At 74.1% G+C, this 25,752-nt stretch carries 26 protein-coding genes; 10 read left to right on the top strand and 16 right to left on the bottom strand.

Features of this window, described 5'->3' with window-relative positions:
• Nucleotides 1-6: 6 nt before the first annotated feature.
• The 4 genes from ABZ783_RS18640 to ABZ783_RS18625 all read right to left on the bottom strand — a co-directional run bounded on the left by ABZ783_RS18640 (nt 7) and on the right by ABZ783_RS18625 (nt 3,330).
• The gene (locus tag ABZ783_RS18640; protein WP_357439561.1) at nt 7-900 is read right to left on the bottom strand and encodes a septum formation family protein; all 894 of its coding nucleotides are present in this window, start codon (nt 898-900) and stop codon (nt 7-9) included.
• Between the two features lie 89 nt (nt 901-989).
• The gene (gene panD, locus ABZ783_RS18635) at nt 990-1,418 is read right to left on the bottom strand and encodes an aspartate 1-decarboxylase (protein WP_357439558.1); all 429 of its coding nucleotides are present in this window, start codon (nt 1,416-1,418) and stop codon (nt 990-992) included.
• A gap of 30 nt (nt 1,419-1,448) precedes the next feature.
• Nucleotides 1,449-2,297: a pantoate--beta-alanine ligase gene (panC, locus tag ABZ783_RS18630; protein ID WP_357439555.1), complete on the bottom strand. Its 849-nt coding sequence runs from the start codon at nt 2,295-2,297 to the stop codon at nt 1,449-1,451.
• Between the two features lie 55 nt (nt 2,298-2,352).
• Entirely contained in the window at nt 2,353-3,330 is a 978-nt protein-coding gene (locus tag ABZ783_RS18625; protein ID WP_357439552.1) for a Rossmann-like and DUF2520 domain-containing protein, read from the bottom strand.
• 212 nt (nt 3,331-3,542) lie between these two features.
• Between ABZ783_RS18625 and ABZ783_RS18620 the strand changes: the two genes are divergently transcribed.
• Both ABZ783_RS18620 and ABZ783_RS18615 read left to right on the top strand, forming a co-directional pair.
• Nucleotides 3,543-4,781 carry an SAM-dependent methyltransferase gene (locus ABZ783_RS18620; RefSeq protein WP_357439738.1) on the top strand — a complete coding sequence of 413 codons (1,239 nt, stop codon included), beginning with the start codon at nt 3,543-3,545 and terminating at the stop codon, nt 4,779-4,781.
• 43 nt (nt 4,782-4,824) lie between these two features.
• Complete coding sequence (locus ABZ783_RS18615) at nt 4,825-5,994, top strand: NADH-quinone oxidoreductase subunit D (RefSeq protein WP_357439550.1); 1,170 nt, start codon at nt 4,825-4,827, stop codon at nt 5,992-5,994.
• An 18-nt stretch (nt 5,995-6,012) separates the two neighbouring features.
• On the opposite strand, the gene ABZ783_RS18610 is transcribed toward ABZ783_RS18615, so the two are convergent.
• The 4 genes from ABZ783_RS18610 to ABZ783_RS18595 form a co-directional block, all read right to left on the bottom strand.
• On the bottom strand, nt 6,013-7,710 hold the full coding sequence (locus tag ABZ783_RS18610) for a hypothetical protein (RefSeq protein ID WP_357439548.1): 1,698 nt from the start codon (nt 7,708-7,710) through the stop codon (nt 6,013-6,015).
• 196 nt (nt 7,711-7,906) lie between these two features.
• Nucleotides 7,907-8,911: a glycine betaine ABC transporter substrate-binding protein gene (locus ABZ783_RS18605; RefSeq protein WP_357439546.1), complete on the bottom strand. Its 1,005-nt coding sequence runs from the start codon at nt 8,909-8,911 to the stop codon at nt 7,907-7,909.
• A 170-nt stretch (nt 8,912-9,081) separates the two neighbouring features.
• Nucleotides 9,082-9,804 carry an ABC transporter permease subunit gene (locus ABZ783_RS18600; protein ID WP_357439544.1) on the bottom strand — a complete coding sequence of 241 codons (723 nt, stop codon included), beginning with the start codon at nt 9,802-9,804 and terminating at the stop codon, nt 9,082-9,084.
• Nucleotides 9,801-10,487: an ABC transporter permease gene (locus ABZ783_RS18595; protein ID WP_073837732.1), complete on the bottom strand. Its 687-nt coding sequence runs from the start codon at nt 10,485-10,487 to the stop codon at nt 9,801-9,803. Before ABZ783_RS18595 ends, ABZ783_RS18600 begins: the two co-directional genes overlap by 4 nt.
• A gap of 2 nt (nt 10,488-10,489) precedes the next feature.
• On the opposite strand from ABZ783_RS18595, the gene ABZ783_RS18590 reads away from it, so the two are divergent.
• The gene (locus tag ABZ783_RS18590; RefSeq protein ID WP_357439540.1) at nt 10,490-11,485 is read left to right on the top strand and encodes an ATP-binding cassette domain-containing protein; all 996 of its coding nucleotides are present in this window, start codon (nt 10,490-10,492) and stop codon (nt 11,483-11,485) included.
• Between the two features lie 32 nt (nt 11,486-11,517).
• Here ABZ783_RS18590 and ABZ783_RS18585 read toward each other — a convergent pair whose 3' ends face one another.
• The 7 genes from ABZ783_RS18585 to folP all read right to left on the bottom strand — a co-directional run bounded on the left by ABZ783_RS18585 (nt 11,518) and on the right by folP (nt 16,318).
• Complete coding sequence (locus ABZ783_RS18585; RefSeq protein ID WP_357439538.1) at nt 11,518-12,018, bottom strand: hypothetical protein; 501 nt, start codon at nt 12,016-12,018, stop codon at nt 11,518-11,520.
• Nucleotides 12,019-12,093: 75 nt separating this feature from the next.
• On the bottom strand, nt 12,094-12,402 hold the full coding sequence (locus tag ABZ783_RS18580) for a hypothetical protein (RefSeq protein WP_357439535.1): 309 nt from the start codon (nt 12,400-12,402) through the stop codon (nt 12,094-12,096).
• 158 nt (nt 12,403-12,560) lie between these two features.
• Nucleotides 12,561-13,766 (bottom strand): ABC transporter permease, encoded by a 1,206-nt coding sequence (locus tag ABZ783_RS18575; RefSeq protein ID WP_357439534.1) that lies wholly within the window; start codon nt 13,764-13,766, stop codon nt 12,561-12,563.
• A gap of 119 nt (nt 13,767-13,885) precedes the next feature.
• On the bottom strand, nt 13,886-14,374 hold the full coding sequence (locus ABZ783_RS18570) for a DUF3180 domain-containing protein (RefSeq protein WP_198940496.1): 489 nt from the start codon (nt 14,372-14,374) through the stop codon (nt 13,886-13,888).
• Between the two features lie 141 nt (nt 14,375-14,515).
• Entirely contained in the window at nt 14,516-15,043 is a 528-nt protein-coding gene (gene folK / locus ABZ783_RS18565; protein ID WP_357439531.1) for a 2-amino-4-hydroxy-6-hydroxymethyldihydropteridine diphosphokinase, read from the bottom strand.
• Nucleotides 15,040-15,399, bottom strand: a complete 360-nt coding sequence (gene folB, locus ABZ783_RS18560; RefSeq protein WP_357439528.1) for a dihydroneopterin aldolase — start codon at nt 15,397-15,399, stop codon at nt 15,040-15,042. The genes folK and folB overlap by 4 nt, the downstream gene beginning before the upstream one ends.
• A gap of 55 nt (nt 15,400-15,454) precedes the next feature.
• Entirely contained in the window at nt 15,455-16,318 is an 864-nt protein-coding gene (gene folP, locus ABZ783_RS18555; protein WP_357439527.1) for a dihydropteroate synthase, read from the bottom strand.
• Between the two features lie 356 nt (nt 16,319-16,674).
• Between folP and ABZ783_RS18550 the strand changes: the two genes are divergently transcribed.
• Genes ABZ783_RS18550 through ABZ783_RS18520 form a run of 7 tightly spaced genes read left to right on the top strand, consistent with a single transcriptional unit; the run spans nt 16,675 to nt 25,108 of the window.
• On the top strand, nt 16,675-16,989 hold the full coding sequence (locus ABZ783_RS18550) for a hypothetical protein (RefSeq protein ID WP_357439525.1): 315 nt from the start codon (nt 16,675-16,677) through the stop codon (nt 16,987-16,989).
• 12 nt (nt 16,990-17,001) lie between these two features.
• A complete protein-coding gene (locus ABZ783_RS18545; RefSeq protein ID WP_073837722.1) occupies nt 17,002-17,364 on the top strand; it encodes a hypothetical protein in 363 nt (120 codons plus the stop codon).
• 49 nt (nt 17,365-17,413) lie between these two features.
• A complete protein-coding gene (locus ABZ783_RS18540) occupies nt 17,414-20,830 on the top strand; it encodes an ATP-binding protein (protein ID WP_357439523.1) in 3,417 nt (1,138 codons plus the stop codon).
• Nucleotide 20,831: 1 nt separating this feature from the next.
• A complete protein-coding gene (locus tag ABZ783_RS18535) occupies nt 20,832-22,766 on the top strand; it encodes an MFS transporter (RefSeq protein ID WP_357439521.1) in 1,935 nt (644 codons plus the stop codon).
• On the top strand, nt 22,763-23,323 hold the full coding sequence (locus ABZ783_RS18530) for a hypothetical protein (RefSeq protein WP_357439518.1): 561 nt from the start codon (nt 22,763-22,765) through the stop codon (nt 23,321-23,323). The genes ABZ783_RS18535 and ABZ783_RS18530 overlap by 4 nt, the downstream gene beginning before the upstream one ends.
• Complete coding sequence (locus tag ABZ783_RS18525) at nt 23,320-24,495, top strand: M23 family metallopeptidase (protein ID WP_357439517.1); 1,176 nt, start codon at nt 23,320-23,322, stop codon at nt 24,493-24,495. The genes ABZ783_RS18530 and ABZ783_RS18525 overlap by 4 nt, the downstream gene beginning before the upstream one ends.
• Before the next feature lie 13 nt (nt 24,496-24,508).
• Nucleotides 24,509-25,108: a hypothetical protein gene (locus ABZ783_RS18520; RefSeq protein WP_357439515.1), complete on the top strand. Its 600-nt coding sequence runs from the start codon at nt 24,509-24,511 to the stop codon at nt 25,106-25,108.
• Between the two features lie 7 nt (nt 25,109-25,115).
• Here the strand turns inward: ABZ783_RS18520 and ABZ783_RS18515 are convergent, their stop codons facing one another.
• Complete coding sequence (locus ABZ783_RS18515; protein ID WP_357439735.1) at nt 25,116-25,676, bottom strand: hypothetical protein; 561 nt, start codon at nt 25,674-25,676, stop codon at nt 25,116-25,118.
• Between the last annotated feature and the right edge of the window lie 76 nt (nt 25,677-25,752).

The raw sequence follows: 25,752 nt of genomic DNA, 5'->3' as shown, positions 1-25,752 counted from the left end.
TTTCGGCTACCTCGTCCGCACCGGCAGGCCGGCCGGCCCGGCATCCTTCAGGGAGGCGGTGACCGTCCGGTCGCTGAGCCACAGGTAGCAGCGGACACCACGGTCACCGACGGCCCACCGGCCGGCGCCGGGCGGGCGTACCACCACACCGCTGCGGAAGCGCAGGGTCGCGTCGTCGGGCACGCCGACGTACCGGGCGAGGACACTGTTGCAGCCGGCGTAGAGCGGAACCCAGTCGGCGTCCCTCGTCGGGTAGGGGCGGTCCGGCGCCGGCCACACCCCGACGAACTCGGCGTCGTGCGCGGTGCCGCAGTCCACCGGGGACAGCGCCTGCACCCGCCGGGCATCGCTGCCGGTGCGCTGGCAGCCCAGCCGCAGCGCGGACGGCCCCTTCAGCGCGTCCCGCAGGCTGCCCGTCCGGGTCACCACCTGCGCCGCCGCCTCGACCGTGGTCAGCTCGGTCAGGTCGCAGCGGTACCACCGGGAGCCGGCCGTCCAGCCGGGCCCGGTGGGCAGGGCCACCGCCAGCCGCAGCCGCCCGGCCCGCCAGTTGTCGCCAACAAACCCGCTGGCCCGGGCGTCGCAGTCGGCGAACGCCGTGCGCAGCTCGGGCGAGGCGGGGGCCGGTGGGGCGGTGCGGTCGGCCGGGAAGGCGCCCACGTGCACCGTCTCCACCCGGTGCGGCAGGTCGCAGCCCACCGGGTCGTAGCCGGCCAGGCCGACCGTGGCGGTGAAGTCGGCGACCTGGCAGACCCCGGCCGCCGGGGTGAACGCCCCGGCCGCCGGCAGCGCGGCCCAGTCGTCGGTGAGGTCCCCGTCCAGCCCGCCGACCCCGGCGCAGCCGGCCAGGGCGGCCCCCGCGACCAGGGCGGCGACCAAGATCGTCATCGCACGGCGCATCGCGGCCTCCCCCAGCGACGACCGTCAACCCGACGGTCCGCCCAGGGTAGCCGGAAATGACCTTCCGGTGACAGACCGTGCTGTCCGGGTCAGTTCAGGGCGGCGGCGAGCGGGTTGGGCACCGGGTCACCGGCGGTGCCGGCGGCGGCGGTGGTCGGATCGGCGGTCAGGTCGACCACCTTGTTGTCGGCGTCGACGTGCACCACCCGCGGCTGGTACGTCCGCGCCTCGGCGTCGTCCATCTGCCCGTACGAGATGAGGATCACCAGGTCACCGGGGTGCACCAGGTGCGCCGCGGCGCCGTTGATGCCGATCACGCCGCTGCCCCGCCGCCCCGGGATCACATATGTCTCCAGCCGGGCCCCGTTGGTGATGTCGACGATCGCCACCTGCTCGCCGGGGAGCAGGTCGGCGGCGTCGAGCAGCTCCTCGTCCACGGTCACCGAGCCGACGTAGTGCAGGTCGGCCTGGGTCACCGTGGCCCGGTGGATCTTCGACTTGAGCATGGTCCGGAGCATCGGGTCCCTTTCCGGGGTGTGGTGGTGCGTTCAGGAGCGCGGCGCGAGCCGGATCGCCGTGTTGTCGATCAGACGGGTGGTGCCCACCCAGGCGGCGATCAGCAGCCGCGCCGGACCGGCCACCGGCCCCGGCTCCAGGGCGGCGTCGGTGAGCACCAGATAGTCGAGGCGGGCGCCGGGTGTACCGGAGTCGAAGGCGCGGTGGGCGGCGGCCAGCACCCCGCCCGCGTCCGCGCCCTGCTCGGCGGCCTCGACGCCGGCCCGCAGCGCGGCCGACAGGCTCAGTGCCGAAGCCCGCTCCTGCGGCGAGAGGTAGCGGTTGCGGCTGGACAGGGCCAGGCCGTCCGGCTCCCGTACGGTCGGCACGCCGACGATCTCGGTCGGCACGTCCAGGTCGCGGACCATCCGCCGGACCAGGGTGAGCTGCTGGTAGTCCTTCTCGCCGAAGAAGGCCAGGTCGGGGCGGGTGAGCTGGAGCAGCTTCAGCACCACGGTGAGTACGCCGTGGAAGAAGCCGGGGCGGCTCAGCCCCTCCAGGTCCTCGCCGAGCGGGCCCGGGTTCAACCGGACCGTCGGCTGGCCGTTCGGGTACATGTCGGCCACCGCCGGGGCGAAGACCACGTCCGCGCCGGCCCGCCGGCAGATCTCCAGGTCGGCTTCGAGGGTGCGCGGGTAGCGGTCGAAGTCCTCGTTCGGGCCGAACTGGAGCGGGTTCACGAAGATCGTGACGAGCACGTGGTCGGCCTGCTCCCGGGCGGCCCGGAGCAGTGTCTCGTGCCCGGAGTGCAGCGCGCCCATGGTCATCACCACGCCGACCGTGCCGGTCAGCCCGTCCCGCGCCGCCGTCAGTTCCTTGCGCGTGTGCACCAGCTCGGTCACAGCGTCACCTCGGTTCGCGACTGCGGGGCTCGCAAGATCGGCTCACTCCTCGCGCTCACGCAGCCACCTCCCCGTAGATCCCGGTCAGCACGTCCAGCAGCGACTCCGCGTCCGCCGGGCGCAGCCGGCCGGCCGCGATGGCGCGGTCTGCCGTCCGTCGGGCCAACGCCAGGTAGGGGGCCACGGATTCCGGCGCGGTCGCCGCCAGCCGCTCCAGGTGCCGGCGTACGGTGCCGGCATCGCCCCGGGAGACCGGGCCGGTGAGCGCGTCGTCACCGAGCCGCAGGGCGTTCTCCAGGGCGGCCCGCAGCAGCGGGGCGAGCACCTTCTCCGGCCGGTCCACCCCGGCGTCGCGCAGCCGGTCGGCCGCCTCGTTGACCAGGGTCACCAGGTGGTTGGCGCCGTGCGCCAGCGCCGCGTGGTAGAGCGGGCGGTCGGCCTCCGCCACCCACTCCGGCACCCCACCCAGGTCGGCGACCAGCCGGGCGGCGAGCGGACGCAGCTCCGGCGGGGCGGTCACCCCGTACGAGATGCCGGGCAGGCGGGTCAGGTCGTCCGGCGTACCGGTGAAGGTCATCGCAGGGTGCAGCGCGAGCGGCCGGGCACCGACCGCGGCGGCCGGGGCGAGGACGGCCAGCCCGTGCGCGCCGGACGTGTGCGCGACCACCTGGCCGGGGCGCAGCACGCCGGCCTCGGCCAGGCCGGCGATCACGCCGGCCAGGGCGTCGTCGGGGACCGCCACGATCAGCAGGTCCGTGGCGGCGCGGGCGACCGCGGTCACGGACCGGTTCGGGGTCCGCGGCAGCAGCAGCGCCAGCCGGGCCTGCGCGGCACCGGAGGCGCCGGAGGCGGCGGCCACCCGGTGGCCGGCGGCGGCGAGGGCCGCGCCGAGCACGGCGCCGACCCGGCCGGCGCCGAGCACGCCGACGGTGAGGGCGCGCGGAAAGACGAGCGGGGCGCCGGAGGCGGCGCCACCCGGCGGTACGGCGAGCCCGCGCGGGGCGGCCGGACGCGGGCGCAGCGGTGCGCTCATGGCAATCGATCCAGTCCTCGTTGGGGGTACCGGTCGATCGCAAGTATGCGCCGGGGTCACGGACCCTGAACAAGCATGTGTGAAAACCTTCACCGAGCGTGTGGAACGCGGAATTCTGGGCACCGGGTGAGCCGCCGCCGGCACCGGCCACAGCCCGGTCGTACCGTCAGCGGGTGACCTTCCCCGAGCAGCCGCTGCCGTGGCGAGCGGCAATGGAGCGGGCGCTCTACGGTCCGGGCGGATTCTTCGTCTCCGGTGCCGGGCCGGCTGCCCACTTCCGCACCAGCGTGCACGCCTCCCCGGTGCTTTCCTCCTGCCTGCTGCGCCTCCTCAACTCCCTTGATCGTGCGTTGGATCACCCCCCTCGTCTTGACGTGGTGGACGTGGGGGCTGGGCGGGGTGAGCTACTTCGGGCGCTGCTCGCGGGGGTTTCCGGGGAGCCCGCCCGCTCCGGGCGGTCAGGCTTGATCCCTCCGCGGGCGGGCTCCCCGGAAACCCTGACCGCCCCAGCCGCCGCCCGCCCGTTGCCCTCCGGGCTCGGGTCGCTCTCCGCCGGGCCGTCGCCCGCCGCGCCGCTCCCGCTCGCCGACCGGGTACGCCTCACCGCCGTCGAGAAGGCACCCCGCCCCGACGACCTCCCGGCGGAGATCCACTGGGCCGACGAGATCCCGGACCGAATCACCGGACTATTGCTGGCCACCGAGTGGCTGGACAACGTCCCGCTGGACCTGGCCGGGGACACTCCCGAGGGCTGGCGGTATCTGCTGGTAGACCCGACGACGGGCGAGGAGTCGGTGGGTGACCTGGTCGACGCCGCGGATACCGACTGGCTGGACCGGTGGTGGCCGCTGACCGGAAGCGACGACGCTGGCTTGACCGGGTCCGGGTTCCGGGCGGCCCGGCCGGCGGAGGGATCAAGCCTGACCGCCCGGAGCCGGTCGGGCTGCCCGGAACCCCCCACGGGAGCAAGAGTCGAGATCGGCAGGACCCGGGACAAAGCCTGGGCCGACGCCGTCCAGCGAATCGAGAAGGGCTGCGCGTTGGCCGTGGACTACGGGCACCTGAGGGACGGCCGGCCGGTAGACGGAACGTTGACCGGGTATCGGGGTGGGCGGCAGGTGTCGCCGGTGCCGGACGGGTCGGGTGATGTCACCGCGCACGTCGCCATGGACTCGGTCGCCGCTGCCGGTGAGCGGGTCGCCGGGTGTGCGTACACCTTGATCACACAGCGGGAGGGGCTGCGGGCGCTCGGGGCCGACGGCGGGCGACCGCCGCGGAGCCTGGCCGCCCAGGATCCCGCCGGGTACGTTCGGGCGCTCGCCGCCGCGTCGGCGGTGGCCGAGCTGACCGACCCGGCCGGCCTGGGCGGGCACTGGTGGCTGCTGCAACCGGTCGGCGTCCCGGTCACCCAGGTCATGCCCGGCTGGGATCCCTGCGCCTGCCCGGGATGACCGTCATGGTTGGGCTGCCGGCTTGATCCGCGCTCGTGGCACGATGACGGGCATGACCACGGACGCCGGCGACCTCCGCGAACTGACCGTCGGCACGGGTGCCGGCGGGGAGCAGCTCGGCACCGACATGGTGCTCAACATCGGCCCGCAGCACCCCTCCACCCACGGCGTGCTGCGGCTGCGGCTGGTGCTCGACGGCGAGCGGGTGGTGTCTGCCGAGCCGATCGTCGGCTACATGCACCGGGGCGCCGAGAAGCTCTTCGAGGTACGCGACTACCGGCAGATCATCGTGCTGGCCAACCGGCACGACTGGCTCTCGGCCTTCGCGAACGAGCTGGGCGTGGTGCTGGCCGTGGAGCGGCTGATGGGCATGGAGGTGCCCGAACGCGCGACCTGGCTGCGGATGGCGCTCGCCGAGTTGAACCGGGTGCTCAACCACCTGATGTTCCTCGGCTCGTACCCGCTGGAGATCGGCGCGATCACCCCGATGTTCTACGCGTTCCGCGAGCGGGAGACCCTGCAGGCGGTGATGGAGGAGGTCTCCGGTGGCCGGATCCACTACATGTTCAACCGGGTCGGCGGCCTGAAAGAGGAGGTGCCCGCCGGCTGGGCGGGCCGGGCCCGGGCGGCCATCGCCGAGGTCCGCCGGCGGATGCCGGACCTGGACCAGCTGATCCGACGGAACGAGATCTTCCTGGCCCGGACGGTCGGGGTGGGCGTGCTGTCGGCGGCGGACGCCGCCGCGTTCGGCGCGTCCGGGCCGGTCGCCCGGGCCTCCGGCCTGGACCTGGACCTCCGCCGGGACGACCCCTACCTGGCGTACGACCAGCTCGACGTGCCGGTGGTGACGAAGACCGCCGGGGACTGTCACGCCCGCTTCGAGGTGCTGCTCGACCAGGTGTACGCCTCGCTCGACCTCGCCGAGCAGTGCCTGGACCGGGTGGACCGGCTCACCGGACCGGTGAACACCCGACTGCCCAAGGTGGTCAAGGCCCCCGAGGGGCACACCTACGCGTGGACCGAGAACCCGCTCGGCATCAACGGCTACTACCTGGTGTCCCGAGGCGAGAAGACGCCGTGGCGGCTCAAGCTGCGCACCGCCTCGTACGCGAACGTGCAGGCGTTGGCGACCCTGCTCCCCGGCTGCCTGGTGCCGGACCTGATCGCCATCCTCGGCTCGATGTTCTTCGTGGTCGGCGACATCGACAAGTAGCCCTCGGCTCCGGCGGGGTCAGCGCCAGCGGCCGGCGGAGCGGGGGCTGGCGGCCCGGGCCGCCTCGCCGCGCGGCGGGTAGCCGTGCCGGTCGTCGCCGTACCGCGCCGGTTCCGGCTCGGCCTGGTGCCACTCGGGCTCCACCTGGCGCCACTCGGCCTGCCCGCTGCGCTGCGCCGGGGGACGCCACTCGTCCGGTACCGGCACCCCACCGACCGGCAGGGCCGGCCGGTTCTCCCCCGCCCAGCCGGCTCCCGCGTCGGCGGGCGCCGCGTGGCCCCGGTGGGGCTCGCGGACGGACGCCCAGCGATCCTCCACCCGGTACTCGGTGCCGGCGCCGTCGGCGTGCACCGCGGCGTGCCGCTCCCCGACCCGGACCTGCCGGCCATGCTCGTCGTCGCGAACCGACGCCCAGCGGTTCCCCGCGCGCAACTCGGACCAGTACTCGCCGTCCGGATCGTCGGAGACGGCCCGGCCGGGCGGCGCGGGCGAAACCTCGGCGCCGTCCGGCGACGTCCAGCCCGCCCGCGGGCCGGCCCAGGAGCGCTCGTCCTGCGTCGCCGACCAGGACTGCTCGGCACGGGCTCCGGCCCGGCTCGTCGACCACTGCTGGTCGCCGTCGCGGTCCGCCGACCAGGACCGCTGGTCCGCCGGTCCGGCCGGTTCCGTGGACCGGTCCCGCTCACCGCCCTGGCCGGACCAGGCGCCGCCGTCCCGCGCCCCGCCCTGCCCGGACCAGGTACCGCCCTCCCGCGCCCCGCCCTGCCCGGACCAGGTGCCACCGTCCCGCGTTTCACTCTGGCCGGACCAGGTGCCGCCGCCGTGGCCGGTCCGGCGGTCGCCGGACGGCCAGGCGTGGTCGTCCTCCGCCTCCCGGTACCCGGACCAGGGGCGTTCCTCCGGCTCCGCGCCGTTCCACGGCCGCTCCTCCGGCACCGGGGACCAGCGGCCGGCGTAGCCGCCGTAGTGGCCACCCGTGGCCGGATCCGCGGCACCGTCCACGATGGTGTGCCGGGTGGTGACGTGCACGGTCTCGGTGCGATGCACCACCCCGACCTGCCGGGGTTCCGGCCGCCCGTCCGGCTCCGGCGTACGCGGGGCGCCGTAGACGCCGGGCTGCGAACGGTCGGCGGGCGGGACGGGCCGCTCCGTGCCGTAACGGGTGCCGGACTCCGGGCGGCGGGCCGGCTCGTCCTCGTCCCGGCCGGCGGGCTGCCCCCAGCCCGGCTGCTCCGGGGCGGCGTAGCTGGCCCGGCCGTCGTCGTACGTCCCGGTGGACGGCACCCGGGCACGGCCACCGGCGGGTTCCGCGGCGGCGGGCATGCCGGTCCCGGCGGCGGCGGCCGCCGCGGCGTCCAGCCGGCGGCGCAACGCGGTGACCGTCTCCTGGGTCCGGTGCGCCTGGTCGAGCGCCTGGTTGCCACGCTGCGCGGCCGCCGCGATCTCGCTGCGCAGCTCGTGGCGAAGCTGCTCGATCTCCTCGCGCACCTCCTCGACCGCGGCCGCGCCGCCGCTGCCCTCGGCGCGCAGCGCGATGGAGAGACCGATCAGCACCACGGCGAGGATCGCCAGCACGGCACCGAACCGCAGCGGACCGTCGCCGTCGGCGACCAGCAGGAGAAGCGCCGCCAGGGGCGCGAGCGCCACCCCGATCCAGAACAGCACGTTCAGTAGCGATGGCGTGCGCTTTTCGGCGGGGGCGACCGGGGCGGGCATGGCTGAGCAGACTACCGAGAGTTGCCCCGGTAGGGAACGGGCCGAAAGCACCGATGTAACGGTGGCGACCAGGCATTCGCTGCTGGGCGTCCCGGCCGGGTCCGGTCGCCGACGGACCGGGTTCGGTCCGTCGGCGACCGACGACTTTTCCAGATCGGCGACCCGGCGCCAGACGCGCCGAGCCGGTCGCGGGAGGTCAGCTCGCGGCGAGCGCGGCGTCGGAGGAGAAGACCAGGCCGACGCTGGCCGCCCCGGTCTTCAGCGCGTTCTTGGTCTGCGGGCCACCCGCGTCCAGCGAGCTGAACGAGCCGGCCTTGAAGTCGTAGACCTGGACCAGGCCGGCCTGGCACTTCGGCCGCTGCGGGCACTCCGGCGGGCCGGCCAGCACGGTGGCCTGGCCGGAGCACTTGCTCGCCAGGTCGGAGAGCGTGGCGAGCTGGTACTTGTCAGCGAAGGCCTTGGTGACCGCGAAGGCGTTCTGGTCCTGGGCCTGGGACGGCTGGCCGAAGGTGATGCCGACCTTGTCGCCCGCCGCCGTCAACGCGCTGACCGTCTTGTCCAGCTCGGGGGATGAGATCGGCTCGGCGTCCTTGCCGTTGGCCTTGGTGTTGAGGAACTCGGCCATGGTGGCCGCGTACTCGGGGACGACCTGGATCTCGCCCTTTTCCAGGGCCGGCTCGTAGAGCTCCCGGTTGCCGATCGTCTGCACCTTGACCTGGTAGCCGGCCGCGGTGAGCGCGATCTTGTAAAGCTCGGCGATGGTCTGGCTCTCGCTGAAGTTGCCCGCGCCGACCGTGACCTGGCCACCCGGGCCCTGCTCCACGCCCTGGGTGACGCCGTTGGCGTCGGCGAACGCCTTCGCCGCGACCTGCGGGGTCTTCCGGTCGACGTCGACCGCCCGGTTCAGCTCGATCAGCTTGGTGGTGTCGAGCTTCGCGGAGACCTTGTCCAGCGCGGCGACCAGCTGCGGGGTGGCGGCCTTCTTGTTGATCGCGGGGAGGACGTTGTCGGTGTTCTGCAGCTTCTTGTCGTCGGTGAGGACGACCAGCTGGTCGCCCGCGACCGGGGCGCAGCCGGCCCCGGAGGCGCCCTGCTGGGGGGCGTCGGTGCCCGAGGAACCGGCGTCACCGCAGCCGGTGAGCAGGCCCGCCGCGGTGAGGGCGCCGAGTGCCCCGACGGCCAGGCGTGTACGTGCGCGCATCGATTGCCCGCCTTCCGTGTCCCGGCGCGACCCGTCTCGGGCCGGCCGCGTGTCCGACGGGCGATCCGGTCGGCCGCCCGCGATTCCAGCCAATATCCTCCGGGCCGGACCGACAAACTCCGAGCCGATTTCGTCACCGGATCGTCACCCGGCACGCGGTTTGGCCCGGTTCAGGCACCCGCAGTGGCGTCGGTCACGCGCCGGTTCGCCGCGCCTCGGGCCCGCCGCAGCGGGCGCGGCGTCGCGGCCCGCTCCACCAGCGCCAGCACCCCCTCGACCAGCAGCGCCAGCCCGGCGACCAGCACCCCGCCGGCGATGATCTGGCCACCGCCGGCCGCGATGTCCAGCCCGAAGCCGGCCCGGATGATCTGCCCCAGCCCGCCGCCGTTGACGAAGGAGGCCAGCGCCGCGGTGGCGACCACCTGCACCGCGGCGGTACGGAACCCGGCGGCCAGGTAGGGCACCGCGAGCGGCAGCTCCACCCGGCGCAGCAACTGCCCGCCGGACAGCCCCATGCCGCGCGCCGCGTCCCGGGCCTCCGGGTCGGCCTGCCGCACCCCGGTGTACGCGTTGGCCAACAGCGGCGGCACCGCGAACACCGCGAGCGCGACCACCACGGCCGGGCGGCCGAAGCCGAGAAACGTCAGCGGCAGGATGGTCAGCAGCGCCAGGGTGGGTACGGCCAACGTGACGTTGGACACCAGCAGCACGGCACCCCCGCCCCGGCCGGTGTGCCCGAGCCAGAGCCCGACCGGCCAGGCCACCAGGCAGCCCAGCAGGACGGCCAGCGCGGAGATGCTCAGGTGCTCGCCGAGCCGGTCCAGGACGCCGCCCGGGTTCGTCCAGTTCAGCGGGTCGTTCAGCCAGACCACGGCCTGCTCGACGGGGTTCATGCGGCCCGCCGGCGGAGCCAGGGGGTGAGCAGCCGGCCGACGCCGGCGAGGACCAGGTCCAGCACCAGCGCCAGCAGGACGCAGAGCACCGTGCCGGTCATGATCTCCGCCTTGTAGAAGTTGTTCTGGAAGCCGGCGAAGATGAGCTGCCCGAGGCCGCCCCGGCCGACCACCACCCCGACCGTGACCAGCGCCACCGTGGAGACGGTGGCCAGCCGCAGGCCGGTCAGGATGCCGGGCAGGGCCAGCGGCAACTCGATCCGGAACAGGCGGCCCCAGCGGCCGTACCCCATCCCCTCGGCGGCCTCCCGGACCTCGGGCGGCACCTGATTGAGCCCGGCCAACGCATTACGCACGATGACCAGCAGCGCGTACAGCGCCACCACGCTGAGCACGGTGACCGCGCCGATGCCCAGGTACGGCGCGAGGAAGGCGAACAGGGCCAGCGACGGGATCGTGTACAGCGCCCCGGCCAGCGCCAGGATCGGCCCGGACAGCGACCGGAACCAGTACGCGGCCACCGCCAGCGGCAGCGCCACCAGCGCGGCGATCAGCACCGCCCGGCCGGTCAGCCAGGCGTGCTCGCGCAGCGCCGCGAGGATCGTGTCAGAGTTGTCCCGCACGTACTGCCAGGAGAACCACGGGTTACCCGGCGCGGCCCGGTAGCTGAGGTGGAGGGACACACGTGGACGTTACCCCGGGATCCGCCGGCGGACACAGCGCGGCATCGATCACTCTCGAGCGCATCCGCAAGCGCTACCCCGACGGCACGGAGGCGGTGCGGGAGCTGAGCCTGGAGGTGAAGGCCGGCGAGCTGGTGGTGCTGATCGGCCCGTCCGGCTGCGGCAAGTCCACCGTGCTCCGCATGATCAACCGGCTGATCGAGCCGACCGACGGCCGGATCCTGCTCGGCGACGACGACGTCACCCGGGTCGACCCGGTGGCGCTGCGCCGCCGCATCGGGTATGTCATCCAGAACGTCGGCCTCTTCCCGCACCAGACGGTCGCCGCCAACGTGGCGACCGTGCCCGGGCTGCTCGGCTGGCCGCGCGGGCGGACCCGGGACCGGGTGAACGAGCTGCTGGAGCTGGTCGGCCTCGACCCGGCACAGTTCGGCCGCCGCTACCCGCACGAGCTCTCCGGCGGCCAGCGGCAGCGGGTGGGGGTGGCCCGCGCGCTCGCCGCCGACCCGGTGGTGCTGCTGATGGACGAGCCCTTCTCGGCGGTCGACCCGATCGTCCGGACCCGGCTGCAGGAGGAGTTCCTGCGGCTCCAGGCCGAGGTCCGCAAGACCATCGTGCTGGTGACCCACGACCTCGACGAGGCGGTGCGACTGGGCGACCGGATCGCCGTGCTCTCCGAGGGCGGCCGGCTGGAGCAGTACGACACCCCGGCCGCCCTGCTCGGGTCGCCCGCCTCGCCGTTCGTGCGCGAGTTCGTCGGCGCCGACCGGGGCATCCGCCGGCTGGCGGTCACCCCGGTCACCCACGAGGTGCTGGAGCCGCTCCCGGCCGGTGACGGATCGGACCTGCCGGCGGTGCCGCTGGGCGGCTCGGCGTACGACGCACTGGCCGCGCTGCTCAGCTCGGCCGCCGAGCACGCCGTGGTCACCAAGGAGGGGCGGCCGGTCGGGCTGCTCAGCCGGTCCCGGCTGCTGGAACTGGGCGCCGTGGCGGACTGAGCGGCGGCGGGGGCGGAACGCCGTGAGTCGCCTCAGGCGCGGCCGCCGAGGCTGGCCAGACCGATGATCCAGCCCGCGAAGAAGCCGTAGCCGACCCCGGCGCTGGCGGCCTGGAAGGCGGCGAGGAGCGATCCGCCCGGCCCGAGGAGGCTGGCCAGCAGCCCGGTGAACCCGCCGGCCAGGGCGTACGCCGCCCAGCCGGAGAGGAACTGGCTGGCCGAGCCCTGCACCCGGGCCACCTGTGCGGCGGGCAGCAGGTAGAGGAGGGCGGCGGCCAGGATCACCAGCAGGATCGCCCGCAGGTCGGCGGCGAGCACCCCCTGGGACGGGTCGTCGGCGTGCAGCCGCCAGGCCGGCCAGGCGAGCAGCCGCAGAAACCAGCCGCCGGCTCCGTTCGGGTCGGTGTGATCCTGCACCCAGCCCACGTACATCGGGCTACCGCACACGCCGACGAGGAGGAGCGCGGCGAGGGCGCCGGTGCCGGCGGCCGTGCCGTACCTGCTGACGGTCCGGGGGCGGTTGCGCAGCGCCATGGGACGGTCAGTGCCCGACGCACCCCGCCGGGCAAACCTGCGCGCCACCGCCCTGGGTCGGCGGACGGCCATCCGTCAGTGCTTCAGCAGGTAGTCGATGAACGCGGCCCGCAGCAACGGGGCGGACTCCTCGTAGCCGTGGCCGGTCAGCTCCCGCCACAGCGCGTTGGCCTCGTCGATGGTCGGCCCGACCGAGTTGGGGGCGCCGTCCAGGGCGGCGGCCTCGTCCGAGTTGGGCAGGTGCCGCAGCACCGACCAGAAGAACCCGACGTCGCGGCGCTCCCGGGCCAGGGCGAACGCCTGCTCGCGCAGCTCCTCGGTGGAGAGCCTGTCGAGCTCGTCGAAGGTACGGCCGCCGGCGCCGGTGGCAGGAGTCTCGCTCATGCCACCGCCTCGCTTCGCTCGGCGACGGCATGAGACACGACCGGGCTGGGCTGATGATTCGCTCGCTGGCGCTCGCTCATGCCGCCGAGCCTAACCGGCGAGATCAGGTTCGGCCCGTCATCGCCGGCGGCGGCCGCGATCGACGCCGTCCGGTGTCGTCAGCGGTCGTCGGCGTCCCAGCGGCGCGGCTCGCTCTCCCAGCGCGGGGCGTCCCACCTGTCGACGGTCGGGTCGGTGCGTACCGGCAGCACCGAGGGCCAGTCGTCGGCCGGCTCCGGCGGCCGGGCCAACGCCCAGCCGGAGCTGATCGTGGGATCGCCGGGCGGCCCCAACTCCGCCGGGACGAGGGCCGGCCGCGGCCGGCCGAACTTCTCGACCAGCCGGGTGGCCAGCAGCCCGACGCCGAGCGTCGCCCCGCCGACGGCCCACCGGCTGATCGTCCAGCCCTGCGCCGCCGCCCAGACCAGGAAGACCTCCACCAGGCTCACCGCGAACAGCGTGCCGAAGATCCCGCCGCGCCGGCCGTACGCGCTGGTGCCGCCGAGCATCGCGGTGCCGACCGCCAGCACCGACCAGTCCAGCCCGGTGGCCGGCGCGACCGGGCCACTGCCGTTCGCCGCGATCAGCATGCCGCCGAGCATCGCCAGCACGGTGGAGCCGATCATGGCGAACGCCGCCACCGTGGCGGCGACCGCGCCCCGGCGCCGGGCCGGGTCGACGACCGGCCGGAACCGCCCGACCAGCCGCCGGATTGGCCGTATCGCGCCGAAGAGCCCGCCGAGCACGGCCACCGCGGCGAAGCCGATGACGAGGTACAGGGCGGTGGGCCGGGGGTCGTACCCGCCCTGGACCACGACCGGGCCGGTACGCCGCTCGATGTAGACGATCACACCGGCCGCACCGGCCAGGCTCGCCGCCCAGGCCGGCACGTGCAGCACCACCACCGCCAGGGCCAGCGCCAGCCCGCCGAGCACCGCCACCGCCAGCGCGGGGAGCAACGCCTCCCGGACGCCCCGGTCGCCCTGCTCGGCGTAGTGCAGGGCGGCGGCCACCGCGACCGGGCCGACCGCCAGATTCACCACGGCGGCGCGCAGGCTCAGCCCGGCGGCGAGGGCGAGCAGCCCGAGCCCGGCCACGGCGACCAGGAGGGTCTTCAGGCCGCTGCCACGCAGCGCGTCCGCGTCCGCGCGCCAGAGCAGCCAGGTCAGCCCAGCCAGCCCGGCCAGCAGCAGGAACTCCCAGACCACGTGTACGGCGATCCGGTCGCGGCCGGGTTCGCCGTGCGCGGGGTCGTCGAAGACGTTCTCCAGCACGGCGGCGGGCACCCCGGACGACTCGGCCCGGCCCGTTTCGTCGTACCCCATGACCCGCGCCTCCCACGTCGCCCGGCCGTGCCGTCCGACGCTCGGGCGGACCGGCGGCGGCCGTTGCTCTCCGGTCGCCAGGCACGGTACCTGCGGGCGCGGATGGTGGGAACCCCTGATCAGAGGCGGCCGCGCGGAGTCTCCCGGTCGCCGGGATCGCGGTCCTCGTCGTCCTCCTGCTCCGGCACCCGGCAGGACCGCTCCAGCCAGAGCGCCGCCGCGACCAGGGCGAGCGAGGCGACCAGCCCGGCCACGGCGGCCGGCCGGTCGCCGACGGCGGCGTTGGTCCGCTCGACGAAGAGCCACCCGGTCAGCCCGGCGTAGAAGCCGGCGAAGATCGCCCCGGCCAGCGATGACGCCTTGGCCAGCACCACGAACCGGGCGACCAGCAGCGGATTCACCGGGTCCCGCCCGGGTCGGCGTTCGATCCGGCCGCGGGTGTTGACCGCCGCGTACCCCTCGAGCACGGCGAGGCCGGCCAGCGTGACCACCGGCAGCCAGGGCAGGTTCGGCGCGCTGGGGTAGTAGAAGCTGCTGATCAGCAGCCAGGCCAACGCGGCGGCGGCCAGCCCGGCCACCACCAGTGTGGAGATCCGGGTGGGACCCATCCGCCATCGTTCAGGGTCGCGCGGGAACTGCGCCTGACTCATGCGGTCGCCTCGCTCCGCTCGGCACCCGCCTGAGGCTCCGCGGCACAGTGCCGGATGATTCGCTCGCGGCGCTCGCTCATGCCGCCCGGCTCCACTGGGTCATGGGTCCGACTGTAACGCCAGATCCGGTCGAGGGCTGAGTTCCAGGGCGTCCCCGGCCAGCGGCTCGGCGTTGAGCAGGTCGGTCAGCCAGCCGTGCCCGGGCAGCCGGCCGTGCGGTTCGATGTCGATCCACGGCCGCAGCACGAAGGCCCGCAGGTGGGCGCGGGGGTGCGGCAGGGTCAGCTCCGGGTCGTCGCTCAGCACGGGCGCACCGGCGTCGTCCCAGACCGCGATGACGTCGACGTCGAGGGTGCGCGGCGCGTACCGGCGCTCCGGGTCCCGGGTCCGCCCGGCCGCCCGCTCCGCGGCCCAGGCCCGGGCCAGCCAGTCGCCAGGGGTCGCCGCCGGGTCTCCGACCAGCACCGCCGCGTTCAGGTACGCGGGCTGGTCGGCGTCCCCCCACGGTGGAGTCTCGTAGACGCCGGAGACGACCAGCACCGCGTCGCCGAACGCGGCCACCGCCGCGCGGAGGTGGGCCAGCCGGTCACCGAGGTTGCTGCCGATCGACAGCACGGCCCGGGTCACCGGGTACGCCGCATCGTCACGGCCACGTCCCGGAAGGTGTGCGGGATCGGGGCCTCGGGCTTGTGGACGGTGACCGTGGCGGCGACGACCAGCGGTTCGGCCAGGCAGACCGCGAGCAGCCGGTCGGCGAGTGTCTCGATCAGGTTGACCGGCTCGCCGGTGATCACGGTGACCAGCCGCTCGGCCAGCTCGCCGTAGTGCACGGTGTCGGTCACCTCGTCGGAGCGCGCGGCCGGGGCGAGGTCGAGTTCGAGCACTGCGTCGACCACGAACTCCTGCCCCTGGGCACGCTCAAAGTCGTACACCCCGTGCCGGCCGTGGGCGCGCAGGCCGGTCAGCTCGATCCGGTCGGTCACCGTGCCCCCTTCGTTCGCGACTGCGGGGCTCGCAAAACCGGCTCACTCCTCGCGCTCACCGGTCCCCCTCCCGCACGGTGGTCGCCAGGCACGGGCGGCCGGTGGCCCGCCAGACGGCGAGCGCGTCGGCGGTGCCGCGGACGTCGTGCACCCGTACCCCCCAGGCCCCGGCCGCCACGGCGAGCACGCTGGTGGCGATGGTGGCCGCCTCGCGGCCGGAGGTGGGCCGGGGGGTGCCGTCGGCGTCGGCGAGCAGCCGGCCCAGGTACGACTTCCGGCTCGACCCGAACAGCAGCGGGAAGCCGAGGTCCACCAGCTCGGGCAGGCGGGCGCTGAGTTCCCAGTTGTGCGCGGCGGTCTTCGCGAAGCCCAGTCCGGGATCGACGATGATCTTCTCGGCGGCGATCCCGGCGGTGAGCGCCTCGTCGACCCGCTGGCTCAGCTCGGTCCGGACGTCGGCCACCACGTCGCCGTAGCTGGCCAGGTCGCGCATCTCGCGTGAGTGCCCCCGCCAGTGCATGAGCACCCAGGGGCAGCCGGCGTCCCGGACCACCCGGGCCATGTCCGGGTCGGCGAGGCCGCCGGAGACGTCGTTGACCACGTCCGCGCCGGCGGCGAGGGCCGCCTCGGCCACCCGGGCCCGGCTGGTGTCGATGCTGACCGGGATGCCGGCGGCGCTCAACTCGCGGATGACCGGCAGCACCCGGGCCGTCTCGGTCTCCGCGTCGACCCGGTCGGCGCCCGGCCGGGTGGACTCGCCACCCACGTCGACCAGGTCCGCGCCGGCCGCGCGCAGTCGCACTCCGTGTCCGACGGCCGCGTCGAGATCGGCGTACCTGCCGCCGTCGGAGAAGGAGTCGGGCGTGACGTTGAGGACGCCCATCACCACCGGGGCCTGCGCCCGTACCAGCTCGGTCACGACCCGACAGTACCGGTCGCCAGCAGGGCTTCCGGCGGCCCGGGCGGCAACCGGCCACGACGGCCCTGACATGCGGATTGGAACAGGTGTACGATCGGTCGTCCGGGTCGCTCCGGGTCGACTCTTCGCGGGTTGTCGCAAAGGGGGCCGGCCCGTACGCTTTGGAATTGCCCAGCATCGAGATGGCGAAGCCTGGAGGGAGGGCCGAAGCGGGAAGAATCCCCCCAAAGCTCGCCACTCTCCGTGGTGGGTGACGAACACAGCGTCGCGCACGCTGTGCCCAATGAGCACCATCCCGCCAGGCTTGCCTACTGCACCGCCGCGGCGCCGCCGGCCGCGACATGGGGAGGTTTCCAGTGATCGCCACCGAGCTCATGGGGGCGGCGACGGCAGCCGTCGACCACGCGCTCCACACCCTGGCGTCGACTCCACTCGCCGAGCCGGCACCCAAGGGCATCGCCACCGAGAACATCGTCAGCTTCTTCGCCAGCAAGATCGCGCCGATCCTGCTCGCGGTGCTCGGCGTCATCTTCATCGGGCGGGCCAGCCGGGGCGAGATCTCCAAGGTGCTGACCAGCTCCGCGATCGCCATCGTCGGCCTGGCCTTCATCGCCGGCGCCGCCACACTCTTCTTCGTCGGCGACTACCTGATCAACCTGATCTTCGAATAGGCGCGGGCGACCATGCGGCTGCGCACCGACGACGACATCTACCGGGCTCGTCTCGTCTACCTCGGGCCGCCCGGGTACACCCTGCCCGTCCACCTGCCGTACGCCCAGTACGGCCTGTTCATGCTGCTCGTACCCCTCTACATGTTCATCCACTGGCTGTTCACGTTGCAGGTGGAGCTCTTCCCCGCCTGGGAGATCTCGCTGGCCATCGTGACCACCTCGTTCATCTTCCGGCACGTCGACCCGGACCGACCGGCGCGCATGGTCATCCGGACCGCGCTGACGGACTGGCGACGCACCCGGGAGCCGGCCGCCGAGCTGCGCGACCCGCGGCTGGTGGCGAGCCGGATCAGGATCCGGGAGGAACTGGCATGACCGGGCGTACGCCACCGGCGCGGACGAACGACGCGGGTGAGGCGGTCGCATGAGTCGCTCTTCCACGCCGGGCTCCCCGGCCGGACGTCCGGCCGGGCCGCACGGTAACCGAGCGCGATCGTTCGATTACCCGCAGGACGAGGAGCTCGACGAGGTCGCGCTCGACCCGGCCCTGGTCACCAGCCCCGGGCACGGTCGGGTCGGGGTCTTCCAACCGCCCCGCCCGGTGTCGCCCCGCCCGCCCGGTTCGGAGCAGCGGATGCCGGCGGCCGGCGACAGCGGCGACATCGACTCGCCGTTCCTCGACCTGTTCGGCGGCGCGCAGCCCGGCGCACGGCGCCCGGTCCGACCCGCCAGCCCTCCGGCCGGTCCACCTCCCGCGACGGAGCCGACGCCGGTGGTGGCGCCGCCCCGCCGGGGCGTCGGGCGGGAGGCGCTGCCCATCCCGCACCAGCCCGCCGCCCCGACCGAGCCGCTCCCGGCGTCGCAGGGCGAGCACGGTGGCGCACCGGAGGACGAGCCGCCCAGCGCCCGGCGCCGGGAGAGCGCCCCCGGCGTACGGCCGGTGGGCCGACCCCGGGAGGCCGCCGAGGCCGCGCCGTCGCACGGCGCCTCGCCGGTGGAACGGCCGGCCGCCCTCGACCCGGCACCCGCCCGTACCCGGGTACCGCACCAGGCCGGCGACCGGCTCCCCGTGCTCCGGCCGACCACCGAGCCGGACCTGGCCGACGCGGCGCCCCCGGTCGACCGCCCGGCCCGCCGCACCGACCGGCGCGTGGAACCGGCCACCCGGTCGAACGGTCGCGAGGTGGCCACCGCGCCCGGCCGGGAGGTGACCCCGCCGCGGCAGCGGTCCGCCGAGCTGAGCGGGAAGCCCGTCAAGCCGGTTCGGGTCCGCCCCCCGAAGATCAAGTTCGGCGACCGGGACCCGTCGGTGGAACTGGCCGTTACCGAGATCGCCGGTCACCTCACCTTCACCCCGAACACGGTCACCGCCTGGTACTGGCTGCCCGAGGTCCGCTGGGCGTTCCGCCCCGACGCCGAACGCGAGGCGCTGCTCTCGGCGATCTCCGAGCAGTACGCCGGCCTGGCCGGCTTCCGGCTGCACCTGCGCCGCACCACCCGGCCGTTCCCGGCCGACGAGTGGGCCCGCACCATCGACGCGCACACCGCCGCGGCGCTGCCCGACGTGCCCGGTACGCCCGGCTGGGCCGACCACCTGGTCGCCGCGCAGCGGCACCTGATGGCGGTCAACCACGCCGAGGGGCAGACCTACCTCGGGGTCACCTTCGCTCGCCGGTCACTGGGGGACTCCCTCACCGAGCGGCTGCTGCGCACCTTCGGCCGGGGCACCGCCGACGGCGAACGCCGCCGGCTGGGCCGCACGGTCGAGCAGTTCGACGAGGTGCTCGGGGCATTCGGCATGCGGGGCCGCCGGGTCACCGCGCAGGAGCTGGAGTGGCTGCTCTACCGCTCCGTCGCGCTCTGCATGGCGCCACCCGGCGCGCTCTCCCCGGTGACCAACGGCCGGTGGGAACGCGGCGATCTGCTCGCCCTCACCGAGCAGGTCGAGCGCTACCGCACTCCGTACGGCTCGACGGTGAAGCTGGTCAACCGGATGACCGGCGAGGAGCGGCACGTGGCCGTGCTCGCGGTCGGCCGGATGGAGCCGCTGGAGATCCCCGAGCGGCACGAGCCCTGGCTGCACTTCCACGAGCGCCTGCCGTGGCCGATGGAACTCTCCACCCGGGTGGACATTCTCGGCCCCGGCGACTCCTTCCGGAACCTCGAGCACCGGCTCCGGATGATCCGCTCGCAGCAGCTCGACTACGCCGAGCACGGCATCGACGCCCCGCCGGAGCTGGAACGGCTCGCCAAGCGGGCGCTGGTGATCGGCGACGAGATGACCACCGGCCTGCCGGTCGACTCGGCCCGCGCGCACGGCTGGCACCGGATCGCGGTCGGCGGTCGGACCCGCGAGGAGTGCCTGGAGCGGGCCCGGCGGCTCATCCAGCTCTACTCCCGCGAGCTGCGGATCTCGCTCCAGCATCCGAAGAACCAGGACTGGCTGGCCCGCGAGTTCATCCCCGGCGAGCCGATCGCCAACACCGGCTACGTCCGGCGGATGCCGGTCAACCTGCTCGCCGCGGCGCTGCCACAGGCCGCGTCCACGGTCGGCGACCGGCGCGGCGACCTGATCGGCCGCACCGCCGGCACCTGCCGCCGCCCGGTCTTCCTCGATCTGCACTTCCCGATGGAGGTACGGGAACGGTCCGGGCTCGCCGTCTTCGTCGCCGAACCCGGCGGCGGCAAGTCCACCCTGCTCGGCGCGCTCGGCTATCTGGCCGCCCGACGCGGCGTCCAGGTGACCCTGCTCGACCCGTCCGGCCCGCTGGCCCGGCTCTGCGCGATGCCGGAGCTGGCGCCGTACGCGCGGGTGCTCAACCTGACCGGCTCCGACCAGGGGACCCTCGCCCCGTACGCGCTGATCCCGACGCCGCTGCGCAGCGAGTTCGCCGCCGGCTCGGCGGGTGACCGGGAGTTCGAGATCGCGGTCTCCAACGCCCGCGCCGAACGCCGGATGCTGGTGCAGGACATCTGCATGATGCTGGTGCCCCCGCAGGTGGCCCGGGAGGCGTCCACCGCCACCCTTTTCCGGCACGCCGTACGCCAGGTGCCGGCCGAGGAGACCGCCACGCTGGACGACGTGGTCGCCTGCCTCCAGGGGCTCGACGACGACGCCGGCCGGGAGCTGGCCAACCTACTGCTGGACACCGCCGAGATGCCGCTGGCCATGCTCTTCTTCGGCCGGCCGCCGGAGGGGCTGCTCGGCGCGGACGCCGCGCTCACCGTGATCACCATGGCCGGGCTGCGGCTGCCCGACCTGAAGATCGAGCGGGAGTACTGGTCGGCCGAGGAGGCCCTCGCCCTGCCCATGCTGCACACCGCGCACCGGCTAGCCGTCCGCCGCTGCTACGGCGGCTCGATGTCCTCCCGGAAGCTGGTCGGCCTGGACGAGGCGCACTTCATGGAGGGGTGGCGTTCCGGGCGGTCGTTCCTGGTCCGCCTCGCCCGCGACTCCCGCAAGTGGAACCTCGCCGCCCTGGTCGCCTCGCAGAACCCGAAGGACATCCTCGGCCTCGACGTGCAGAACCTGGTCTCCACCGTCTTCGTCGGCCGGATCGCCGAGGACACCGAGATCGCCTCCGAGGCGCTGCGGCTGCTGCGGGTGCCGGTCAACGACGGCTACGAAGCCACCCTGGCCTCGCTCTCCCAGGCGGACTCCGGATCGGCCACCCGGCTCGGCTTCCGCGAATTCGTGATGCGCGACGTCGACGGGCGGGTGCAGAAGGTCCGGGTCGACGTGTCGTACGTGGACGGGCTGCTGGACCACCTGGACACGACCCCCGCCGCCGCCCAGGCAGCCGGGCAGCTGCCGACCGTCCTGGCTGATCTGGAGGCGTGACATGGCGAGGGCCCGGGCACGGATCGCGGCGCTCCTCCTCGCGGTCGGCGTACTCGCCGTGGCCACCATCGCGTGGCCGGTGGTCGGGGCGACACCCGCGTACGCCACCGCCACACCGGTAGCCGCGGCCCGGGCCGAGCTGTGCAGCACCAAGGAGTGGCAGGCCGACTTCCGCGCCTGCGTCGCCCGACTCAAGGAGGTCAGCCAGGACGAGGTCGAGTGCCGCAACGCGCCGGTACCCGCCGCGCCCGACTCGGGCCTGGCCGGCTGGTTCGCCTCCCGCCCCGACTCCGCCAAGCTCCCCGGCCCCAAGGGGCTCTACAGCGACTACGGCTACGCCGGGTACAGCTACACGACGTACGACGTCGACGGCGGCTGCGCCTCGGCCGTGCTCCACCCCGACTACCGCTTCACCACCATGGTCGCCAACGGCGAGTTCATGTTCGCCAACGCGGTCATCGGCGCGTCCAACGCGTTGCGTGAACGGGCCTGGGACCCGCGCTCCATGTGGGCCTGGGCGGACCCGCTGGTGGAGCAGGCCACGAAGGCCGTCTACCAGAAGGTGTTCAGCGTCTTCGGCATCATCACGCTCTGCGTGGTCGGCCTCTACCTGCTCTGGCGGTCACGCCAGTCGGACATGAGCAACGCCATGACCACGGCCGGCTGGGCGTTGCTGGTGATGGTGGCGGTGACCGCCCTGGCGGCCTGGCCGGTGAAGTCGGCGAACGTCGCCGACAGCACCCTGATCACCACACTGGGCGTGGTGCACGACGCCGTCGGGCCGGGCGCCCGGGACACACCTGCCGACCAATGCGACGACTCGACTCGGGATGCGTGCAAGGACCATCGGCCTCCCGCCGTACGGGCCAGCGACACCGCCACCGAGACGATGCTCTACCGGAACTGGCTGCGGGGCGTGCTCGGCTCGGCCGACAGCGAGACGGCCAAGAAGTATGGTCCGGCGCTCTACGACGCCAAGTCGCTCACCTGGGAGGAAGCGGAGAAGCTCCGCCAGAACCCGGCGACACGGCAGGCCACCATCAAGGCCAAGCAGCAGCAGTGGGCCCGAGTCGCCGAGCAGATCAAGACGGAGGACCCCGAGGCGTACGAGTACCTCCAGGGTGTCCGCGACATGGACCGGATCGGGGCCGGGTTCATCGCGGTGCTGGCCTCGCTCCTCTTCGCGATGTTCGACCTGACCGCCTCGCTGCTGGTGCTGCTCGGCTTCCTGATCTTCCGCTGGGCGGTGATCGCCGCGCCGATCCTCGGCACGGTCGGTCTGCTGCGTCCGGCGAGCGCGGGCCTCCGCCGGCTGGCGAACGCGGTGGTCGCGGCAGTCTTCAACATCGCCATCTTCGGCACCGGCGCAGCGATCTACCTGTTCGCGGTCGACCTCATCATGAACACGCCCGCACTGCCCGGCTGGCTCCAGATGGTCCTGGTCTGGCTCTGCGGCGTGGTGGGTTGGCTGCTGCTCCGCCCGTACCGGCGGATCACCCAGCTCGGCGGCAAGGACAGCAGCGAGGCGATCAGCTCGGCCGGCTCCTGGCACCGCCGGTTCTTCCGCGATATGCGGGTGGCGGCGCGGCTGGACGTGGCCGAGCCCGGCGGCACCGCCGAGCCGACGTTCGGCCGGCGGCGCGGCGTCGCGCTCGAGCAGAGCAGGCTCCGGCCGGAGGCCCGGCACGAGGACCCGTCGCACGCCGGGGTCGCCGAACGCCAGCGGCCGGACGGGCGGGAGCGAGCCGAGGAGACACCGGTGCCCGAGCCGCAGGGCGGACGCCGCAGCACCGCGCCACGCCCCCGCCGGCAGCCGGCGAGTTGGACGGAGCCCGACGTGCCCGAGGAGGCTCCCTCCTTCGCCGTCTACCGGCCGGGCTCGACCGACCGCGCGCCGGCCGACCCGGCCCCCCGGGTGCGCTCCGAGGCGCGGTGAGGCCGATGCGTCGGGCACTGGAATTCCTGGTCACCCGGGTCCTGCGGTCCCGGCTCGGCGTCGCACTCGTGATCGCCGCCCTGGTCTTCGGCGTGATCGGCGCGGCCCGGCTGTTCTCCGGTCCGGTCGACCCGACCGCCGGCCTGAGCAACCGGCCACGCGAGCCGATCAGCACCGTCGACCCGGAGGCCGGTGACGACGGCGTGCTGGCGAGTTCGGCGCCGCCGCCCTCGCCAAAGACCCGGCCGGGCGAGTTGACCCCCGAGCAGACCGCCGGCCGCTTCACCACCGCCTGGTTGACCGGCCCCGGTAGCAGCGGGGAGGACTGGCAGAGCCGCCTGCGGCCGCTGTCCACGAGCGCGCTGACCGAGAAGCTGACCGGCGCGGACCCGGAGAGCGTGCCGGCCCGACGGGTGGCCGGCCAGGTGACCCTCCGGCCCCGGACGGAGTCGTTCGTGGAGGCGCTGGTCCCGCTCGACAATGGCCGGCTCCGGCTGGAACTGGTGGTCTCGGACGGGCGGTGGCTGGTGGACGTGGTCGACTGGGAGCGGCAATGAGCGCCGCGGCGGACGAGACGGTCCCGCGCCGCAGGCGGTTGCGGCTCGGCGTGCTGGTCACCGCGCTGACCGCGGTGCTCGCCCTGCTCTGCTGCGTCGGTGGCGCCGGCGCGTTCTTCCTCACCGAGCTGGGCGGCGACGAAAAGGACGACCTGACCGCCCGCCTGGGCTGCGACGCCGCCTACCAGGTCGACGTCACCGGGGACATGCCGCGCTTCACCGAGTACGGCGAGGGGCAGCTGCGCAACGCCGCCGTCATCATCAAGGTCGGCCAGGACATGAAGGTGCCCGCCCGGGGCTGGGTCATCGCGCTGGCCACCGCCATGCAGGAGTCCGCCCTGCGCAACCTCGCCAACACCACCGTGCCGGCGTCGCTCACGCTGCCGCACGAGGGCGTCGGCTCCGACCACGACTCGCTGGGCCTGTTCCAGCAGCGGCCCGGTTGGGGCAGCGTCCAGCAGCGGATGACGCCGTCCTACGCCGCCGGCAAGTTCTACGAGAAGCTGCTGAAGGTGCCGAACTGGCAACGGCGCCCACTGACCGTGGTGGCGCAGCGGGTGCAGGTCAGCGCCTTCCCGGACGCGTACGCCAAGCACGAGGACCTGGCCGGCCGGATCGTCGACGCGCTCGCCGGGGGCGCGGCCCGCACGGTGGAGATCGCCGGAAAGGCGGTCTGCGACGCCGCCGCCGGCGCCCGGATCGCCGCCTCCGGCTGGACCGCTCCGCTCCCCGGCGGCATCGTCTCCGGCTTCCGCACCACCGAACGCCCCAGCCACAACGGGGTCGACCTGGATGCGGACAAGAGGACGCCGATCCACGCCGCAGCCGCCGGCCGGGTGCTGGTGGCTCGCTGCGACCCCGACCACTCGGGACGGCGGGACTGCGACCGGGACGGCTGGCCGGGCAAGGGCGGCTGCGGCTGGTTCGTGGACATCCTGCACGCCGGCGGTTACGTCACCCGCTACTGCCACCTGATCCAACGGCCTACGGTGACGCCCGGGCAGGCCGTGGCGGCGGGCCAGGTGATCGGCTACTCCGGCAGCAGCGGAAACTCCTCCGGCCCGCATCTGCACTTCGAGGTGCACACCGACGGCGACCGGTCCAGCCGGGGCGCCATCAATCCTGTGCCGTTCATGCGGGAGCGCGGCGCACCGCTGGTCGGCACCGCGTGAGGCACGCCGGCACATGAGCAATCCCCTGCCCGACCCCTTCGCGGATCAGCCCGACTGGGCGCCGCGGCCGCCCCGACCGGTCGAGATCGTCCCCGCCGCCGGCCGCGTCGACCTCCGGGGCCGCCGGGTGCTGGTCGGCCTGCCCGGCCTCGGCTGGCGCGGCGATCTGCGCGCCGACGAGCAGGTGGTGCAGGGCAGCCGGACGTACGTGCCGGTCATCCCGGAGCACGAGTGGTACCGCGCCGAGGCGGAGCAGGTGGAGGTCTTCGCGCCGCTGGTGCCGGTGGAACGGGTCTGGGTGGAGACGGTGGCCAAGCGGGGGCCGGCGGCCCGACCGGCCGGGTCGGGTCTCCGGCTGGTCTCCCTCGACGCGCCCACCCGTCGCCCGCCCACCCCGGTCGTCGAGGCGGACTCGGTAGTCGGCCGGCGCGTGGTGCACGTGACGGGAGCGACCGAGCAGCGCGACCTCCGCGCGGTGACCGAGACCTACGCCGGCGCGGACGGGGACATCTGCGTCCGGGTGGCGCCGGAGCTGGAGTGGTACCGGTGGGCGTGGCGCGGCCAGGCACCGATCACGTTGGAGGTCCCGGTCCACCTGCTCTGGCTCGAATGAGCCGAGCTCACCCGATCTTCTTGCCCCCGCAGACGCGCCAACCATCCTTGTCGACCACCTGGAACTGCCAGTCCTCGCGCCGGCTGCTTCGCATCCGGCCGTCTGCGGAACTGGAAATGGTCAGCGTGGTGGTCACCGATTCACCATCACCGTTTTTCACGCTGGTGAGCGGCCCCCAGCTGACCCGGACGACCACGTTGAAGTTCGCCTCGCGCCGTTCCAACTCCTCCCGCAGACCACGGACTGCGTTCAGATCATCCCCGGCGTCACAGGCGAATTCCTGCGCCCTTATGTCGTTGCGGTCCACCAGGAACGCACGAAGGTAGTTGTCCACCACCACGTCGGGGGCGCTGCGGTCGGGCGCGGTGGCGCGGTCGTACAGCACGAAACCGACGACGGCGCCGCCGGCACAGAGCAGCGCCAGCACCCCGGCGACGACCGTGAGGACGGTACGCAGCGGCCGGCGCGGACGTTCCGGCGCCGGGGCCGGCGCGGGTGGCGCCAACTGCTCGGGCGGGGTCCGCTGCGCCGGTACGCGGGAGACCTGGGAACCGGCGGGGGGCTGCACTGATTCCACCTCCTGAGGCTATCGGCTGCGCGCCGCGTACCCAATGCCCCAGATCCCCCGATCGTGGCGAACCGCC

Source organism: Micromonospora sp. NPDC047738, assembly GCF_040642675.1.
Classification (GTDB): domain Bacteria; phylum Actinomycetota; class Actinomycetes; order Mycobacteriales; family Micromonosporaceae; genus Micromonospora.
The sequence above is the reverse complement of the archived record's forward strand: the minus strand, read 5'-3'. Positions and strand labels throughout refer to the sequence as shown.

Excerpts from the sequence above, each read along its gene's own strand:
- ABZ783_RS18640 (WP_357439561.1), bottom strand. The coding sequence starts at position 900 with ATGCGCCGTGCGATGACGATCTTGGTCGCCGCCCTGGTCGCGGGGGCC.
- panD (WP_357439558.1), bottom strand. The coding sequence starts at position 1,418 with ATGCTCCGGACCATGCTCAAGTCGAAGATCCACCGGGCCACGGTGACC.
- ABZ783_RS18625 (WP_357439552.1), bottom strand. The coding sequence starts at position 3,330 with ATGAGCGCACCGCTGCGCCCGCGTCCGGCCGCCCCGCGCGGGCTCGCC.
- ABZ783_RS18620 (WP_357439738.1), top strand. The coding sequence starts at position 3,543 with ATGGAGCGGGCGCTCTACGGTCCGGGCGGATTCTTCGTCTCCGGTGCC.
- ABZ783_RS18615 (WP_357439550.1), top strand. The coding sequence starts at position 4,825 with ATGACGGGCATGACCACGGACGCCGGCGACCTCCGCGAACTGACCGTC.
- ABZ783_RS18610 (WP_357439548.1), bottom strand. The coding sequence starts at position 7,710 with ATGCCCGCCCCGGTCGCCCCCGCCGAAAAGCGCACGCCATCGCTACTG.
- ABZ783_RS18605 (WP_357439546.1), bottom strand. The coding sequence starts at position 8,911 with ATGCGCGCACGTACACGCCTGGCCGTCGGGGCACTCGGCGCCCTCACC.
- ABZ783_RS18600 (WP_357439544.1), bottom strand. The coding sequence starts at position 9,804 with ATGAACCCCGTCGAGCAGGCCGTGGTCTGGCTGAACGACCCGCTGAAC.
- ABZ783_RS18585 (WP_357439538.1), bottom strand. The coding sequence starts at position 12,018 with ATGGCGCTGCGCAACCGCCCCCGGACCGTCAGCAGGTACGGCACGGCC.
- ABZ783_RS18580 (WP_357439535.1), bottom strand. The coding sequence starts at position 12,402 with ATGAGCGAGACTCCTGCCACCGGCGCCGGCGGCCGTACCTTCGACGAG.
- ABZ783_RS18575 (WP_357439534.1), bottom strand. The coding sequence starts at position 13,766 with ATGGGGTACGACGAAACGGGCCGGGCCGAGTCGTCCGGGGTGCCCGCC.
- ABZ783_RS18570 (WP_198940496.1), bottom strand. The coding sequence starts at position 14,374 with ATGGGTCCCACCCGGATCTCCACACTGGTGGTGGCCGGGCTGGCCGCC.
- ABZ783_RS18545 (WP_073837722.1), top strand. The coding sequence starts at position 17,002 with ATGCGGCTGCGCACCGACGACGACATCTACCGGGCTCGTCTCGTCTAC.
- ABZ783_RS18540 (WP_357439523.1), top strand. The coding sequence starts at position 17,414 with ATGAGTCGCTCTTCCACGCCGGGCTCCCCGGCCGGACGTCCGGCCGGG.
- ABZ783_RS18535 (WP_357439521.1), top strand. The coding sequence starts at position 20,832 with ATGGCGAGGGCCCGGGCACGGATCGCGGCGCTCCTCCTCGCGGTCGGC.
- ABZ783_RS18525 (WP_357439517.1), top strand. The coding sequence starts at position 23,320 with ATGAGCGCCGCGGCGGACGAGACGGTCCCGCGCCGCAGGCGGTTGCGG.
- ABZ783_RS18520 (WP_357439515.1), top strand. The coding sequence starts at position 24,509 with ATGAGCAATCCCCTGCCCGACCCCTTCGCGGATCAGCCCGACTGGGCG.